The organism is Ochrobactrum teleogrylli (assembly GCF_006376685.1).
In the GTDB taxonomy this organism is placed as follows: Bacteria; Pseudomonadota; Alphaproteobacteria; order Rhizobiales; family Rhizobiaceae; genus Brucella; species Brucella teleogrylli.
Genome location: NZ_VEWL01000023.1, coordinates 1 through 14,700 on the forward strand (window position 1 = coordinate 1; position 14,700 = coordinate 14,700).

Here is a 14,700-nt window from a genome sequence, read left to right on the forward strand (position 1 = left end):
AGCGATGATCCACGTCGCCATGGGGAGCCTGTTGTTGCGCCGTATCAGCCATTAAAGCAAATTCTCAAACGGACTCTAAGAAACTCCCACAATTGCAAAAACATTTAATTGCGATACAAGCCGCCATAAATTTGATGCAAGGCTTCGGCAGTTTGCAGCGAGTTGAAGCAAGAACTGGGCTAGTCGTTCTGCATATGGAAACAATATCGGCGCTCTGCTGACTTTCATGTGAACGATGCGGGTCTGGCGAATATTTCTCTGCCGCCTTAGATTATATATCGAACAACCAAATGAAACAGGACTGGATGATTCGGATGCCTGCAGTACTTAATCGCAGACACGTCATTTCTCTCGCTGGATCGGCTGCTGCCGGACTGGCTTTTGCAGGAGCTTCTGCAACGGGCGCTCTGGCGCAGGACCGTGCCCCGGAAGGCACTGTCGATGCGGCGAAGATCGCCGAGCCGGGCAAGCTCAAGGATATGGTCTACGGCAAGGCCGATGCACCGGTGACGATCATCGAATATGCGTCGCTGACCTGCCCGCATTGCGCCGAGTTCACGATCAATACCTTCCCGAAAATCAAGGAAAAATATATCGATACGGGCAAGGCGCGGCTCATCTTCCGCGAATTCCCGTTCGATCCGCGCGCAACCGCTGCGTTCATGCTGGCGCGCTGCGCTCCGGAAGATCGCTATTTCCCGATGGTCGACGTGTTCTTCAAGCAGCAGCAACAGTGGGCAACTGCCGAAGATGGTGAAGCCGCCCTGCTGCAAATCGCAAAACTTGCCGGTTTTACACAGGAGTCCTTCAAGGCTTGCTTGACGAACCAGCAAGTTCTCGATGATGTGAGAGCCACGATGGAACGTGGATCGAAGGATTATGGAGTCAATGCGACGCCAACCTTCTTCATCAACGGCCAAAAATACGCTGGAGCCCTTTCGGTTGACGAAATGTCGGCAATCATCGACAAGCTTCTCTGAACCGTTTTCCCGGATGAAAAGCGGACGCATCACTGCGTCCGCTTTTGTCGTTTCTGGAATGGGCGATAAAACTGGAGGAGCTTGCTGATGCGCTTCTCCAAATTGCGCCTTGTCGGTTTCAAGTCCTTCGTCGAGCCGATGGAGTTCGTCATCGAAGGCGGGCTGACCGGCGTCGTCGGGCCGAATGGCTGCGGCAAATCCAATCTTGTCGAAGCTCTGCGCTGGGTGATGGGTGAAAACTCATACAAGAACATGCGCGCCTCCGGCATGGACGATGTCATTTTTTCCGGTTCCGCCACGCGCCCGGCGCGCAATACGGCGGAAGTGACGCTTTTCCTCGACAATTCCGACCGCACGGCTCCCGCGAGCTATAACGACGCCGATGAGTTGCAGGTGTCGCGCCGTATCGAGCGCGAGGCAGGCTCCGTCTATCGCATCAATGGCAAGGAAGCTCGCGCCAAGGATGTGCAGTTGCTCTTTGCGGATCAATCGACCGGCGCGCGTTCGCCGTCCATGGTCGGGCAGGGGCGCATCGGCGAACTCATTCAGGCAAAACCACAGGCACGCCGTGCGCTTCTGGAAGAAGCTGCCGGTATTTCCGGCCTCCATACGCGTCGCCACGAAGCGGAACTACGCCTGCGTGCTGCCGAGGGCAATCTCGACCGTCTTGACGATGTGGTCGGCGAGTTGGGTAGCCAGATCGAAAGCCTGAAGCGTCAGGCGCGTCAGGCCAACCGTTTCAAGGCGCTGTCCGCCGATATCCGCCGTGCGGAAGCCGCCTTGCTGCATCTGCGCTGGAGCCAGGCCAAAGCGCAGGAAGGCGAGGCACAAAGCGCCTTGTCGGCTGCGACCGCGACTGTCGGCGATATGGCGCAGGCGCAGATGAACGCGGCTCGCGATCAGGCGGTCGGCGCGCATAAGCTTCCGGAACTGCGCGAGGCCGAAGCCAAGGCTGCCGCCGCCTTGCAGCGCCTTTCAATTGCCCGCACCCAGCTGGACGAAGAGGACGGACGCATTCGCGCCCGCCGCGCCGAGCTGATGAAGCGGCTGGAACAGCTGACTGCCGACATTGCTCGCGAAGAGCAGATGGTGTGCGAGAACGCCGATATTCTGGCGAAACTGGAAGAAGAAGAGCAGGAACTGGTCGCTTCCAACGAAGCATCGGGCGAGCGCGACGAGGAATTGCGTGCGCTGTTCGAAGAGGCGGAAATTCGCCTGACCGATAGCGAAGGCGCGCTGGCGCGGGTGACCGCCGAACGGGCGGAAGCGACCGCCGAACGGGCGCAGATCGAACGCGCTTTGAAGGAAACACAGGATCGCCGCGACCGCCTTGCCGTGCAGATGGACACTATCGAGCGCGATATTGCCGCTGTCGTCCAGCAGATCGGCGGTCTGTTCGATCCGGCAGAAAAGCGCATCGTGGTTGACGCCTGTGCGGATGCGCTTGCTGCGGCTGAAGAAGCGGTTGTTGCGGCAGAAGAACTGGTCGCAGGCGCACGCGAAGTCGAAGCGGCAAGCCGTCAGCCTTTGAACGAAGCGCGCACGGAACTGAGCCGCATCGAGACCGAAGCACAGACGCTGGCGCGTATTCTCAATGCTGGCGAAACCGGCCAGTTTCCGCCGGTGGTGGAAGAGCTGCGCGTTGAAAAGGGTTATGAAATCGCCCTCGGCGCGGCCTTGGGTGAAGACCTCGACGCGGCAAGCGACGACAATGCACCGGTCTATTGGGCTTATAATCCGGCACCGGAAGCCGATCCGGCCTTGCCACAAGGGGCAACGCCGCTTGACCGGCTGGTCGATGGGCCGCAGCAATTGCGCCGCAGGCTGGCCCAAGTCGGCGTTGTGTCGGATAGTGATGGGCAGCGTTTGCAGGCGCTTTTGCGTCCCGGCCAGCGGCTGGTGAGCAAGGCCGGTGCGCTGTGGCGCTGGGATGGCTATACGGCAAGCGCCGATGCGCCGACACCGGCAGCACAACGTCTGGCCCAGAAGAACCGCCTGAGCGAACTCGAGCAGGAATCGGTTGCCGCCCGCAAAGGCGTCGATGAGGCCGAACAGGCCGTGCGCCGCGCCGAAGCTTCGGTGCGCGAAGCCGTCGAACATGAGCGTGTCGCCCGCGATCAGTGGCGCACCAATCAGCGCAAGCTGGACGAGGCGCGTGAAGCGCTGGCGGTCGCCGAGCGTGCGGCAGGGCAGCTTGCAACCCGCCGTTCGGCTCTGGACGAATCCAAGGCGCGGCTGGAAGAAAATCTGGAAGAAGCGCAGATCCGCGTCGCGGAAGCGGAAGACCGGCTCGGTGAAATGCCGGATCTGGAGGCCATTGCGCAACGCCTTGCAGCGCTGACGAGCGAAGTCCTCTCCGACCGCACGGCTTTGGCCGAAGCACGCGCCGCTTATGAAGGGCTGCGTCGCGAAGCCGAAGCGCGGTTGCGCCGTCTGGACATGATTGCGCTGGAGCGACGCAACTGGATTTCGCGCGCGGAAAATGCCGACCGGCAGATTGCGTCGCTGAACGACCGTCGCGCCGAGACGGCAGACGAGGCGGAAGGTCTGGCCGAAGCGCCGGACGAGATCGAGGCGCGCCGCCGGGCGCTGTTGAACGAGCTTTCCCTGGCGGATGATCGTCGTAAAGAAGCCGCTGATATTCTGGCCGCGGCTGAAACCGCGCAGGCCGAACTCGACAAGGCCGCGACGCTTGCCATTCAGCATCTGGCATCAAGCCGCGAGCAGCGTGCCCGCGCCGAAGAACGCCTTGCCGCAGCCGAAGAGCGGCGCAAGGATGCGGAAGCCCGTATCGTTGAAGCGCTTAATTGCGCGCCGCATGAAGCGATTCGCCATACCGGGCTGAAGGCCGATGATGCTATTCCCGATCCCGATCAGCTGGAACGCCAGCTGGAGCGGCTCAAGATCGAGCGCGAGCGGCTTGGCGCGGTGAACCTGCGCGCGGAAGAGGAAAGCCAGGAGCTTTCGGACCGTCTAGATGCGATTGTGTCCGAGCGCGAGGATGTTATAGAGGCGATCAAGAAATTGCGTCAGGCGATCCAGAGCCTGAACCGCGAAGGACGCGAGCGTCTGCTGGCTGCTTTCGAGGTGGTGAATGTGCAGTTCCAGCGCCTGTTCACGCATCTGTTCGGCGGCGGCACGGCGGAACTGCAACTGATCGAAAGCGAGGATCCGCTGGAAGCCGGGCTTGAAATTCTCGCCCGTCCACCCGGGAAAAAGCCGCAGACCATGACGCTGCTGTCAGGCGGCGAGCAGGCGCTGACGGCCATGGCGCTGATCTTTGCGGTGTTTCTCACCAATCCGGCGCCGATCTGCGTGCTGGACGAAGTGGACGCGCCACTCGACGACCACAATGTTGAGCGCTATTGCAATCTGATGGATGAGATGGCCGCTTTAACCGAAACGCGTTTCGTGGTCATCACGCATAATCCGATCACCATGGCGCGTATGAATCGTCTGTTCGGCGTCACCATGGGCGAACAGGGCGTCAGCCAGCTGGTTTCGGTCGATCTGCAAACGGCGGAACGCCTGCGCGAAGCGAGCTAAAAACACAATCTGTGCGGAGGACCGGCATGAGCGGTGATCACGACCACGGAGATGTCAGCGATACGCCGCTTCCAAGGCTATGGATCGCGTTTGCTATAACCAGCCTTTTCATGATCGTCGAAATCATCGGCAGTTTCGTCACCGGCAGTCTGGCGCTGTTATCCGATGCCATGCATATGGCGACGGACAGTTTTGCGCTGCTTCTTGCCCTGATCGCCATCTATCTGGGCCGCCGGGCCGCCGATATCCTTCGCACCTACGGCTATGCCCGGTTCGAAATCCTTGCCGCGACGGTCAATGCACTTCTGCTGCTCGGCGTGGCTTTCTATATCCTCTATGAGGCCTATGTGCGTCTTTCAAGTCCAGCCGATGTGCAATCGGCTGGCATGATGGTCGTTGCCGTGATCGGGCTGGTGATCAACCTGATATCGATGCGGGTCTTGATGGGGCACAAGGATCAAAGCCTAAACGTCAAGGGCGCTTATCTCGAGGTCTGGGCGGATATGCTGGGCTCTGTCGGCGTGATCGTCGGCGCTGCGATCATTTATCTGACCGGATGGGAATGGGTGGATTCGGTGATCGCCATCGGTATCGGCTTCATGGTCTTTCCGCGCACATGGGTGCTGCTCAAGGAATGCATCAATATCCTGCTGGAAGGCGTCCCTGCGGGACTCGACCTCAACGACTTGCAGAAAGCCGTGCTGGCTGTACCGGGTGTGGCGACCCTCCACGACCTTCATGTCTGGTCGCTCACCAAGAACCAGCAATCCCTGACCGCCCATATTGTGCTGGCCGACGGCGCGGAGGGCGAAACCGTGCGCCGCGCGGTCGAGCAGGTCTTGCAGGAGAAATACGATCTTGACCACACCACCTTGCAGATGGAAACAGTCGATCGCGCTTCTGCCGAGCACATTCATTGAGGCTCGGTAGTCTACCGCCACAAACGGGTTTTACCGGTCGCTCCAGACTGCGAGTTCATTACCCGCCGGATCGGTGAAATGAAAACGCCGTCCGCCCGGAAAGGCAAAGATCGGCTTCACAATGGTTCCGCCAGCTTCCGTCACGGCCTGAAGCGCGGTTTCGAGCCTCAGCGCATAAAGCACCGGCAGCGGCTTCGCTGTTGCCTGCGGATCGGCGTCAAAGCCGCCATCCAATCCTTCCGAGAAGGCTGAATAGGTCGGGCCGTAATCGGTGAAAGACCAGCCGAAGGCACGCGCATAGAAACTCTTGGTCGCATCAAGCGATCCGTTTCCAGCTGGCATTTCCAGATAGTCGAGCTTGCCCGTGATACGCATGGTCCAACTCCAATATGTTCTTTGTTTGTTCTTATTTTTGCTGTATCTGCCGAGCAGAGTCAATCCGTTATGTGGCCTCCGCGCAGCTATTCCCGCCTCTAATCGATTCTATTGTCGCGGCTTGTCTTTTTTGGTTGGCAGCAGCCTTGCGGATCGCATAAGCAACGGACAGCAGGTTCTGGGAGTACTTGCAATTGTTGCAAGCCTTTTGTGAACCGTTCCTGCATCAAGGGAGGCCATGATGGCGAAGTGGGTGTACACGTTCGGCGACGGCAAGGCGGAAGGTGCGGCAAGCGACCGTAATCTTCTCGGCGGCAAGGGAGCGAATCTGGCTGAAATGAGCAGCCTCGGTCTGCCCGTACCGCCCGGCTTTACGATCACCACCGAAGTCTGCACCTATTATTACGACCATGACCGCAATTATCCGTCCGAACTCGACGAGCAGGTGCGCGCAGCGCTTGTCCATATCGCCAAGGTGACAGGCCGCAATTTCGGCGATGCTGATAAGCCGCTGCTGGTGTCGGTTCGTTCCGGCGCACGCGCCTCCATGCCCGGCATGATGGATACGGTGCTTAATCTCGGCCTCAACGACGAAACCGTGCAGGCCATCGCCCGCGAAGCCGGTGACGAGCGCTTCGCCTATGACAGCTACCGCCGTTTCATTCAGATGTATTCGGATGTGGTGCTGGGCGTCGATCATGGTTTCTTTGAGGAAATTCTCGAAGACAAGAAGGCCGATCTCGCCGTCGATGTCGACACGGCGCTGACGGCGGACGACTGGAAAGATGTCATTTCGCTCTACAAGGCCAAGGTCGAGGAAGAGCTGGGCCAGCCTTTTCCGCAGGACCCGCATGAGCAGCTTTGGGGCGCCATAGGTGCTGTTTTCTCCAGCTGGATGAATGCCCGCGCCATCACCTATCGCCGTTTGCACAATATCCCGGCGGCCTGGGGCACGGCGGTCAATGTGCAGGCCATGGTGTTCGGCAATATGGGTGAGACTTCCGCCACGGGCGTAGCCTTCACACGCAATCCTTCGACCGGCGAGAAGAAGCTTTACGGCGAATTCCTCGTCAATGCGCAGGGTGAAGACGTGGTGGCGGGCATTCGCACGCCGCAGAACATCACCGAAGAAGCGCGCATCGCTGCCGGTTCCGACAAACCGTCGCTGGAAAAGGTGATGCCGGAAGCGTTTGCCGAATTCCTCAAGGTCGCCGACCGACTGGAGCAGCATTATCGCGACATGCAGGATCTGGAATTCACCATCGAGCGCGGTAAGCTCTGGATGCTCCAGACCCGTTCGGGCAAGCGCACCGCCAAGGCCGCGCTTAAAATGGCCGTCGAAATGGCTGGCGAAGGGCTGATCACCGAGGAAGAGGCCGTGCTGCGTATCGATCCCGCGGCGCTGGATCAGCTGTTGCACCCGACCATCGATCCGCGCGCCGAGCGTCAGATCGTCGGTCAGGGCCTGCCCGCCTCGCCGGGCGCTGCGACGGGTGAAATCGTCTTCTCGTCGGAAGATGCCGAACAGGCGAAGTCTGAAGGCCGCAAGGTCATTCTGGTTCGTATCGAAACCAGCCCGGAAGACATTCATGGCATGCACGCGGCAGAAGGCATTCTGACGACACGCGGCGGCATGACCAGCCATGCGGCGGTCGTGGCGCGCGGTATGGGCAAGCCTTGCGTTTCGGGTGCGGGATCGCTGCGCGTCGATTATCGCAACGGCATCATGCTGGCTGCCGGCCAGACCTTCAAGAAGGGCGATGTTGTCACCGTCGACGGTTCGAGCGGGCAGGTGCTGAAAGGCGCTGTCGCCATGCTTCAGCCGGAGCTTTCCGGCGACTTTGGCCAATTGATGGAATGGGCCGACCGCCAACGCCGCATGAAAGTACGCGCCAATGCCGAAACGCCTGCGGATGCCCGCACGGCCCGGTCTTTCGGCGCGGAAGGCATCGGTCTTTGCCGCACCGAACACATGTTTTTCGAGGGAAGCCGCATTGTTGCGATGCGCGAGATGATCCTCTCCGACAATGAAGAAGGCCGTCGCGCAGCGCTGACCAAGCTTCTGCCGATGCAGCGTTCCGACTTTGCCGAACTGTTCGAAATCATGAAGGGCCTGCCGGTCACGATCCGTCTGCTCGATCCGCCGCTACACGAATTCCTGCCGCATACGGACGAGGAAGTCGCCGAAGTGGCCAGCTCCATGGGCGTAGACGCGGTGAAGCTGCGCGAGCGCGCCGAAAGCCTGCACGAGTTCAACCCGATGCTGGGCCATCGCGGCTGTCGCCTGGCGATTTCCTATCCGGAAATTGCGGAAATGCAGGCGCGCGCCATTTTCGAGGCTGCCGTCGAGGCAGGCAAGATAACCGGCGAACCGGTGGTGCCGGAAGTTATGGTGCCGCTGGTCGGCCTCAAGGCGGAACTGGATTTCGTCAAGGGGCGCATCGATGCGGTGGCTCAGGACGTCATGAAGGAAGCGGGCGTCAAGATCGACTATATGGTCGGCACGATGATCGAACTGCCGCGTGCAGCTTTGCGCGCAGCGGAAATCGCCGAAACGGCAGAGTTCTTCTCGTTCGGCACCAACGACCTGACCCAGACTACATTTGGCATTTCGCGCGATGACGCGGCAGGCTTCCTCACTACCTACCAGCAGCGCGGTGTGGTGGAGCAGGACCCATTCGTGTCGCTCGATGTGGATGGTGTGGGCGAACTGGTGCAGATCGCCGCCGAGCGTGGGCGCAAGACGCGCGACAAGATCAAGCTCGGCATTTGCGGTGAGCATGGTGGCGATCCGTCGTCTATCGCCTTCTGTGAAAAGACCGGCCTTGATTATGTGTCCTGCTCGCCGTTCCGCGTGCCGATTGCCCGGCTCGCCGCCGCACAGGCAGCCGTGCGCAAGGCGTAAGCCAAAAGAACGCGCTCCTGAAAAGGTAGGAGCGCTTTCGCTTTGGCAAGGAAAATCCCTATAACAACAAAGTGTTAGTATGTCGGCCCCATTCAGTTGGGTCGGCACACTGGACAATATTGCCCGACGTATTAAAATCCTTCGAAATTTACACTTTCAGAAGAACGGGCCATGCGTCGTTTCATTTCTGCGGCGGGGGCCGCGCTTGTTTTCGCTTGCAGCACGGCAGGCGCTGTCGAGGTTTCACCGCAGGATGCGGCCCAACCGGAAAAGGTTCGGATCGTGGAGCCGCAGCTGCGCATCGCACGCGGCGGCAGTGCAACGCCGCAAGTGGCGCTGACGCTTGATGCCTGCATGGGCAAGACGGACCATCGCATTCTCGATACGCTGGTCAAGGAGCGCATTCCCGCGACGATCTTTGTGACCGGGCGCTGGTTGAAACAAAACGCAGAAGCCTTTGCGGTGATGAAAGCCAATCCCGACCTGTTCGCGATTGAGGATCACGGCGCCATGCATGTTCCGGCCATTACCAATGTGCCGACCATGTATGGCATCAAGACCGCCGGATCGCTGGATGCCGTGCGCTCGGAAATCGAGGGCGGATCGACGTCGATTGTCGGGGCTGGTGCGCCAAAGCCGCAATATTATCGCGATGCGACAGCCCGCTATTCGACCGATGCTGTGGCGCTCGCCACAAGCCTTGGCTACAAGATCGGCGGTTATTCGCTGAATGGGGATCAGGGCGCATCGTTGCTTGCGCCGACTGTGGCGCGGCGCATATCGGCGGCCCGCGATGGCGATGTCATCATCTCGCATATCAATCAGCCGACACGGTCGGCGGGCGAGGGCGTTGCCAAAGGCATAATGGCGCTGAAGGCCAAGGGAATGAAATTCGTGCTGCTGCGCGATGTTGAAACGTCGATGACGCTGAACCCGGTGCCTGCGCACAATCTTCAGGCGGGTGTTCCAGGCGTCAAAAAATCCACCCCGCCGAAATGATCAAGCGCCGTTGGTCTGCTCCTTCGGCGACAGGCTTTTCATGACGGCGGCATAGTTGCGGCCAAGGCTTTCGAAAAGCGCATTCTCGCCCTTCGGCGGTTCGACCGACAGGGTTGTGCCGTCATTGCGCAGCGTGACGAAAATCACCTGATCCTGCGGCTGCCCGGCAATGGCGATCGCGCCGATGCGCTGGGCTTCGCTGGTGTCGAGCGCCGGCATGTTGAACAGAACTTCGCCACCCACACGTTCTGCGGCCTTGGCAAGCGCTGCATCAAACCCCTCGATCAGCACGTCAATGGCCCCGAGCGCAAATTCCAGCTCGACGGCTTCGAGCGTCATCGTACTTGTTTCAAGACCCGTCTGGGCGCTTTCTTCGGCGCTGCCCGACCGGGTGGTGGTGCCAATCCCGTTGGCACTGTTTTCAGGCGCGTGGTTCATTCCGTCCTCTCCGACGAATCCGAAAAAAGCCCCCTAATAATCGATCATGCCCTTCATTAGTAGTTGCTGCAATGCTCTTTTGATTGATTTACCTCGCTTTTTTCTGTTAGGCGGCAATAGTGATCCGAAAATAGCCTGCACTTCATGCGTTTTTAGTGTGCCATGATCGCGCAATACGTGTGCTTTTCAGGCAGTAACGATGATTATGCAAAACTGTACAGCTGCATGTTTTGCCGGGTTCAAATCTCTCTGCTATTCATAAGCGTGGCTGAATGTTGTGGCCGTTTTGGGATTCTGCCGAAAAGTGCGTTGTATTTTTCGGGATGTGCTTCTGGGAACCTGGATGAGAAAACTTCGCTATCAGCGGCGACAGTCGCGTTCTGCGGTCTGGGCCTTGCGGTTCGGGGTCTTCGCCGCCGTATTGCTGGCGCTGGCTTTCGTGCTGCACCGCTTCTGGAAGCTTGAAACGCCTGATTTCGTCCTTGCCGCCGGATTGAGCGGCGCTCTGGCCCTGCTGGCGCTGATCTGCGCAGCCAAGGGTTTTCGCAATCTCTGGGTCAATGGCGACAAGGGCGGGGCGCGATCCTTCACGGCCTGCGTGTTTGCCTGCATCGTGCTGGCGCCGCTCGGTTTGCTGGGCATTCTCTGGATCAGCTCGCCAGCACTCTATGATATTTCGACCGATTTCGAGACGCCGCCGCAATTTCCCACCGATATGCCCGCCCGCCTGCAATGGATGAACCCGCTGACACCGGCGGTCAGCGGCGATGCGCTGACACAGCTCACCGCCTATCCCGATGTACTGGGCCGCCGCTATGAGGCAGCGCCCGACCGCGTGGCGCAGGGTGTGCAGACCGTGTTGAAGAGTTTCGGCTGGCAGGTGATCGTCAACGATGTGCCGTCGCCGGAGGAAAGCGCCACCCGCTTTGTCGCGACGGCGCATAGTTTCATTCTCGGTCTCAAGAGCGATATCGTTATCCGGCTGCTGGATGAAGGTGAAACCACCTATGTCGATATCCGTTCGCTCTCGCGCTATGGAAAACGCGATCTGGGGCAGAATGCGGCCTTCATCACCGAATTTCTTGGAAGCCTGGAAGGCGAAGTGAACAAGGCACCTGCGGACGTCGAATAGCGTTGTTTATGCAGGCTGGTAGATGTTGTCGAGCGATGGGTCGCCTTCGGTCACGATTTCCCCGCGCCCGACCAGATCTTCCAGATGCGCCAGCACCGACAGAGCTGCTGCGCCATGCAAGCGCGGATCGGTATCGCGATAGATCGCCTTCACCATGTCGCCGATGGTGCGGTCGCCTTGCATGATGCGCTGAAAAACCGCGCGCTCGCGCATTTTGCGATGGGCCCGCAATCCGCGCACAAAGGCGGCGGGCTTGGTCACCGCACCGCCATGGCCGGGCAGATAGACATGATCGTCACGTGCCAGAAGCTTTTCTAGCGAGGCCATATAGTCGCTCATCGAGCCATCCGGCGGGGCGACGATGGAGGTAGCCCAGGCCATCACATGATCGGCCGAAAACAGGATATCCGTGCCTTTCAGCCCGAATGCCATGTGGTTTGCGGCATGGCCCGGTGTGTGGAGGCCTTGAAGCGCCCAGCCATCGCCCTCCACGGTTCCGCCATCGGCAAGCACGATATCGGGCGCAAAATCCGTGTCGGCGCTGGCTTCGAGCACGTTCACTTCGCCCGCATGATAGGGGCGGGCGGGCCGGTGCGGGCCTTCGGCAACCGTTTTTGCACCCAGCTCGTTTTTGAGGCGCTCGGCCAGCGGCGAGTGATCGCGGTGCGTGTGGCTGACAAAAATATGGCTGACGGGGCGTCCTGCAATGGCGGCAAGCAGAGCCTGATAATGGGCCTCATCGACGGGACCCGGATCGATGATCGCCAGCGTGTCCCGGCCAACGATATAGCTGTTGGTGCCATGAAAGGTGAAGGCGCTCGGATTGTTCACCGTCACGCGGACAATCCCTTTACTTAGCTCAACCGGCTTCCCATATTCAGGAGAGAAACTGCTGTCGAAAACGAGCGCCATGGAAGTCATTTCCAATTTATTTATGGTGTTATTGTCGAAACGGCATAGGCCTTATATAGTGGGATTTCAAACGGTAACTGCCTGATACGTCAAGAATGGACGTCAGAGGGTTGTGCGTTCGGAATTCGGAAATCGTATTCATCACGGTCAGGAGTTGGATATGCCGCACAGAGCAAAGTCACGCGTCGCTACCGCATCGCTCGCCGCCGAATCTCGTCAAACAAGACAGCTCGCCCGAATATTCTCCTTCCTTTCCCTTGGCCTGATCGGCGCGGCGCTCGTTGCGATTGCCGCTGGGGTGAAGGTTGATTTCATCTATATGATCATGGCGGTGCAGGCGGTGGCGCTCTTGGGCATTTCAGCGCTCTACGGCTTTTCAAAGAAAAAGTGAAACGCGCTCCCGCGCAAATGTGCAGGGCTTATTTCACGATGATTGCGAGAGGCCGGATCATGTCCGGCCTTTATCATATCTGATTGAAACTGCTTCGCGATTGACAAGCGGCGCGGGACAACGCTTTGTCATCCTCCAGTACTGTTTTTCGGGAGGCAAAGGTGAAGGTTGAGACGCTCGCGGTAGAGCCGCTGACCAAGCAAGCATTCGCGCCGTTCGGCGATGTCATCGAGGTTGAAGGGGCAGAGCGGCGTCTCATCAACAATGGTTCGACCGAGCGTTTTCATGATCTGGCGCGCGTCGAGGCAGAAGGCACGCAAGCGCGTGTGCTGATCAATATTTTCCGCGGCCAGTCTTTTGAAGCGCCCATCGATATCGTCATGATGGAGCGTCATCCCTTCGGTTCGCAGGCCTTCATACCGCTGGAGCGGCGTCCGTTTCTGGTCGTTGTCGCTGAAGATACCGACGGCAAGCCCGCACGGCCGCGTGTTTTCCTTGCCAAGGGCGATCAGGGCGTCAACTATCTCAAGAATGTCTGGCATCATCCGCTTCTGGCGCTTGAGCAGAAATCGGATTTTCTCATTGTCGACCGCGCTGGCAAGGAGGACAATCTGGAAGAATATTTCTTCCCGGATGTCGTTTTCCGCATCCAGTCGGCCAAACCAGTCTGAATATTATTCGAGGGAAACATGGGCAGACTTTCCACACACGTTCTCGACACAGCGCATGGCAGCCCGGCTGCGGCAATGCGCATTGAGCTCTATCGCATCAGCAAGGGCGCACCGGAACTGATCAAATGCGTTGTCACCAATCTGGACGGGCGCACTGATGCACCGCTGCTGACCGGCGACGACATGCAGATTGGCGTTTACGAGCTGCAATTCCATGTGGCCGAGTATTTTGCAGGGCGCGGGGCCGATCAGGCCAATCCGCCTTTCCTCGATCTCATTCCGATCCGGTTCGCCGTGGCGGATGTGGACGGACATTATCACGTGCCGCTGCTCGTCAGCCCTTGGTCCTATTCCACCTATCGCGGCAGCTGATCCGCACTTATCCCCGTGTCGTTCGCCTGGACTAAGCTCTTCGTATCACCAAACACGAGGAGCCGAACATGGATGAAACGCCCAATCTGAAACTTCCCTATATTCTGCCCAGTCAGGCGCAGAAGCATGTCACGCATAATGAAGCATTGCGGCTGCTGGATGCGGTGGTGAATTTAAGTGTGAAATCGCGCAGCCTCGCCGCCCCACCGGCAGCACCTTCCGCTGGCGCGCGCTATATCGTTGCACTGCCCGCCTCAGGTGCTTGGTCCGGCAAGAACGGCATGGTCGCTTCGTTCATCGATGATGGCTGGCTGTTCATTCAACCGGCGATCGGCTGGCAAGCCTATGTCGAGGCGGAAGCGCAGCTTCTGGTTTTCGATGGAACGGACTGGAACCCCACCGGCGGAGGCGTGCCGGATGAACTGTCCGTATCGATGCTGGGCATTCAGGCGGCGGCGGATGCGGTCAATCGTTTCTCGCTTTCGGCAGCGGCAAGCCTGTTCAACAATGCAGGCGCGGGACATCAGATCAAGGTCAACAAGCAGGCCGCGACCGACACGGCGAGCCTTCTGTTCCAGACCAGCTGGACCGGCTATGCCGAAATGGGCCTGAACGGCAGCAGCGATTTCAGCATCAAGGTGAGTGACGATCTGGGCACGTGGCGTCAGGCAATGCGCGTGGATCGCGCGACGGGCAATGTTGCAATCGGAAGCAACGCACCGGTGACGCGTCTTGATGTCGATGGGCCGATCCGGCCTGCATCCTATTCGAAACTCACAATGCCTATCGCCGCGAATCACGGCGCGGGCGCCTTGATCTACGTTACGGATGCGTCGGCGGGCGCGCAGCTTGCCTATTCCGATGGCAGCGCATGGCGCAGCATCAGAACCGGCATCTTGATATCCTGAGTGGTATCTGTCTGGAAAAGCGAAATTTTTCCAGACAGGTCGCCTTTTCCGACGCTTTTATGCCGCACCGGCATATTAATCGCCTGAAACGTGTTCGTTAATCTTATGCAGGCTCAATTCATATGGTTCGTCTGGCGGACTCATGCTAACG

General features: G+C 59.1%; 13 protein-coding genes. 10 read left to right on the plus strand and 3 right to left on the minus strand.

All coding sequences use genetic code 11. From position 1 onward, the window contains the following. The first annotated feature begins 314 nt into the window (after nucleotides 1-314). The 3 genes from FIC94_RS21490 (at nucleotide 315) to FIC94_RS21500 (ending at nucleotide 5,446) form a co-directional block, all read left to right on the plus strand. Nucleotides 315-980, plus strand: a complete 666-nt coding sequence (locus FIC94_RS21490) for a DsbA family protein (RefSeq protein WP_109370185.1) — start codon at nucleotides 315-317, stop codon at nucleotides 978-980. Nucleotides 981-1,067: 87 nt separating this feature from the next. Then, a complete protein-coding gene (smc, locus tag FIC94_RS21495) occupies nucleotides 1,068-4,526 on the plus strand; it encodes a chromosome segregation protein SMC (RefSeq protein WP_140026359.1) in 3,459 nt (1,152 codons plus the stop codon). A gap of 26 nt (nucleotides 4,527-4,552) precedes the next feature. Next, nucleotides 4,553-5,446 carry a cation diffusion facilitator family transporter gene (locus tag FIC94_RS21500; protein WP_140026360.1) on the plus strand — a complete coding sequence of 298 codons (894 nt, stop codon included), beginning with the start codon at nucleotides 4,553-4,555 and terminating at the stop codon, nucleotides 5,444-5,446. A gap of 30 nt (nucleotides 5,447-5,476) precedes the next feature. On the opposite strand, the gene FIC94_RS21505 is transcribed toward FIC94_RS21500, so the two are convergent. Then, nucleotides 5,477-5,821: a VOC family protein gene (locus tag FIC94_RS21505; RefSeq protein ID WP_140026361.1), complete on the minus strand. Its 345-nt coding sequence runs from the start codon at nucleotides 5,819-5,821 to the stop codon at nucleotides 5,477-5,479. A gap of 241 nt (nucleotides 5,822-6,062) precedes the next feature. Between FIC94_RS21505 and ppdK the strand changes: the two genes are divergently transcribed. Both ppdK and FIC94_RS21515 read left to right on the plus strand, forming a co-directional pair. Continuing rightward, a complete protein-coding gene (gene ppdK, locus FIC94_RS21510; RefSeq protein ID WP_140026362.1) occupies nucleotides 6,063-8,726 on the plus strand; it encodes a pyruvate, phosphate dikinase in 2,664 nt (887 codons plus the stop codon). A gap of 171 nt (nucleotides 8,727-8,897) precedes the next feature. Further along, on the plus strand, nucleotides 8,898-9,725 hold the full coding sequence (locus FIC94_RS21515; RefSeq protein ID WP_140026363.1) for a polysaccharide deacetylase family protein: 828 nt from the start codon (nucleotides 8,898-8,900) through the stop codon (nucleotides 9,723-9,725). Here FIC94_RS21515 and FIC94_RS22745 read toward each other — a convergent pair whose 3' ends face one another. Continuing rightward, nucleotides 9,726-10,064, minus strand: a complete 339-nt coding sequence (locus tag FIC94_RS22745; protein WP_036592710.1) for a hypothetical protein — start codon at nucleotides 10,062-10,064, stop codon at nucleotides 9,726-9,728. Between the two features lie 442 nt (nucleotides 10,065-10,506). Here FIC94_RS22745 and FIC94_RS21525 point away from each other — a divergent pair, with 442 nt between their 5' ends. After that, entirely contained in the window at nucleotides 10,507-11,295 is a 789-nt protein-coding gene (locus FIC94_RS21525) for a DUF1499 domain-containing protein (RefSeq protein ID WP_121539524.1), read from the plus strand. 6 nt (nucleotides 11,296-11,301) lie between these two features. Here FIC94_RS21525 and FIC94_RS21530 read toward each other — a convergent pair whose 3' ends face one another. After that, nucleotides 11,302-12,207 (minus strand): MBL fold metallo-hydrolase, encoded by a 906-nt coding sequence (locus tag FIC94_RS21530; RefSeq protein WP_140026364.1) that lies wholly within the window; start codon nucleotides 12,205-12,207, stop codon nucleotides 11,302-11,304. A gap of 112 nt (nucleotides 12,208-12,319) precedes the next feature. Between FIC94_RS21530 and FIC94_RS21535 the strand changes: the two genes are divergently transcribed. From FIC94_RS21535 to FIC94_RS21550, 4 genes are all read left to right on the plus strand, one after another. Next, nucleotides 12,320-12,598 carry a hypothetical protein gene (locus FIC94_RS21535; RefSeq protein WP_121539526.1) on the plus strand — a complete coding sequence of 93 codons (279 nt, stop codon included), beginning with the start codon at nucleotides 12,320-12,322 and terminating at the stop codon, nucleotides 12,596-12,598. 161 nt (nucleotides 12,599-12,759) lie between these two features. Next, nucleotides 12,760-13,269, plus strand: a complete 510-nt coding sequence (locus FIC94_RS21540) for an ureidoglycolate lyase (protein ID WP_140026365.1) — start codon at nucleotides 12,760-12,762, stop codon at nucleotides 13,267-13,269. A gap of 18 nt (nucleotides 13,270-13,287) precedes the next feature. Further along, nucleotides 13,288-13,641 (plus strand): hydroxyisourate hydrolase, encoded by a 354-nt coding sequence (uraH, locus tag FIC94_RS21545; protein WP_140026366.1) that lies wholly within the window; start codon nucleotides 13,288-13,290, stop codon nucleotides 13,639-13,641. Between the two features lie 68 nt (nucleotides 13,642-13,709). Beyond that, nucleotides 13,710-14,549: a DUF2793 domain-containing protein gene (locus FIC94_RS21550; protein WP_140026367.1), complete on the plus strand. Its 840-nt coding sequence runs from the start codon at nucleotides 13,710-13,712 to the stop codon at nucleotides 14,547-14,549. Nucleotides 14,550-14,700 lie beyond the last annotated feature (151 nt).

Excerpts from the sequence above, each read along its gene's own strand:
- FIC94_RS21490 (WP_109370185.1), top strand. The coding sequence starts at position 315 with ATGCCTGCAGTACTTAATCGCAGACACGTCATTTCTCTCGCTGGATCG.
- smc (WP_140026359.1), top strand. The coding sequence starts at position 1,068 with ATGCGCTTCTCCAAATTGCGCCTTGTCGGTTTCAAGTCCTTCGTCGAG.
- FIC94_RS21500 (WP_140026360.1), top strand. The coding sequence starts at position 4,553 with ATGAGCGGTGATCACGACCACGGAGATGTCAGCGATACGCCGCTTCCA.
- FIC94_RS21505 (WP_140026361.1), bottom strand. The coding sequence starts at position 5,821 with ATGCGTATCACGGGCAAGCTCGACTATCTGGAAATGCCAGCTGGAAAC.
- ppdK (WP_140026362.1), top strand. The coding sequence starts at position 6,063 with ATGGCGAAGTGGGTGTACACGTTCGGCGACGGCAAGGCGGAAGGTGCG.
- FIC94_RS21515 (WP_140026363.1), top strand. The coding sequence starts at position 8,898 with ATGCGTCGTTTCATTTCTGCGGCGGGGGCCGCGCTTGTTTTCGCTTGC.
- FIC94_RS22745 (WP_036592710.1), bottom strand. The coding sequence starts at position 10,064 with ATGACGCTCGAAGCCGTCGAGCTGGAATTTGCGCTCGGGGCCATTGAC.
- FIC94_RS21525 (WP_121539524.1), top strand. The coding sequence starts at position 10,507 with ATGAGAAAACTTCGCTATCAGCGGCGACAGTCGCGTTCTGCGGTCTGG.
- FIC94_RS21530 (WP_140026364.1), bottom strand. The coding sequence starts at position 12,207 with ATGGCGCTCGTTTTCGACAGCAGTTTCTCTCCTGAATATGGGAAGCCG.
- uraH (WP_140026366.1), top strand. The coding sequence starts at position 13,288 with ATGGGCAGACTTTCCACACACGTTCTCGACACAGCGCATGGCAGCCCG.
- FIC94_RS21550 (WP_140026367.1), top strand. The coding sequence starts at position 13,710 with ATGGATGAAACGCCCAATCTGAAACTTCCCTATATTCTGCCCAGTCAG.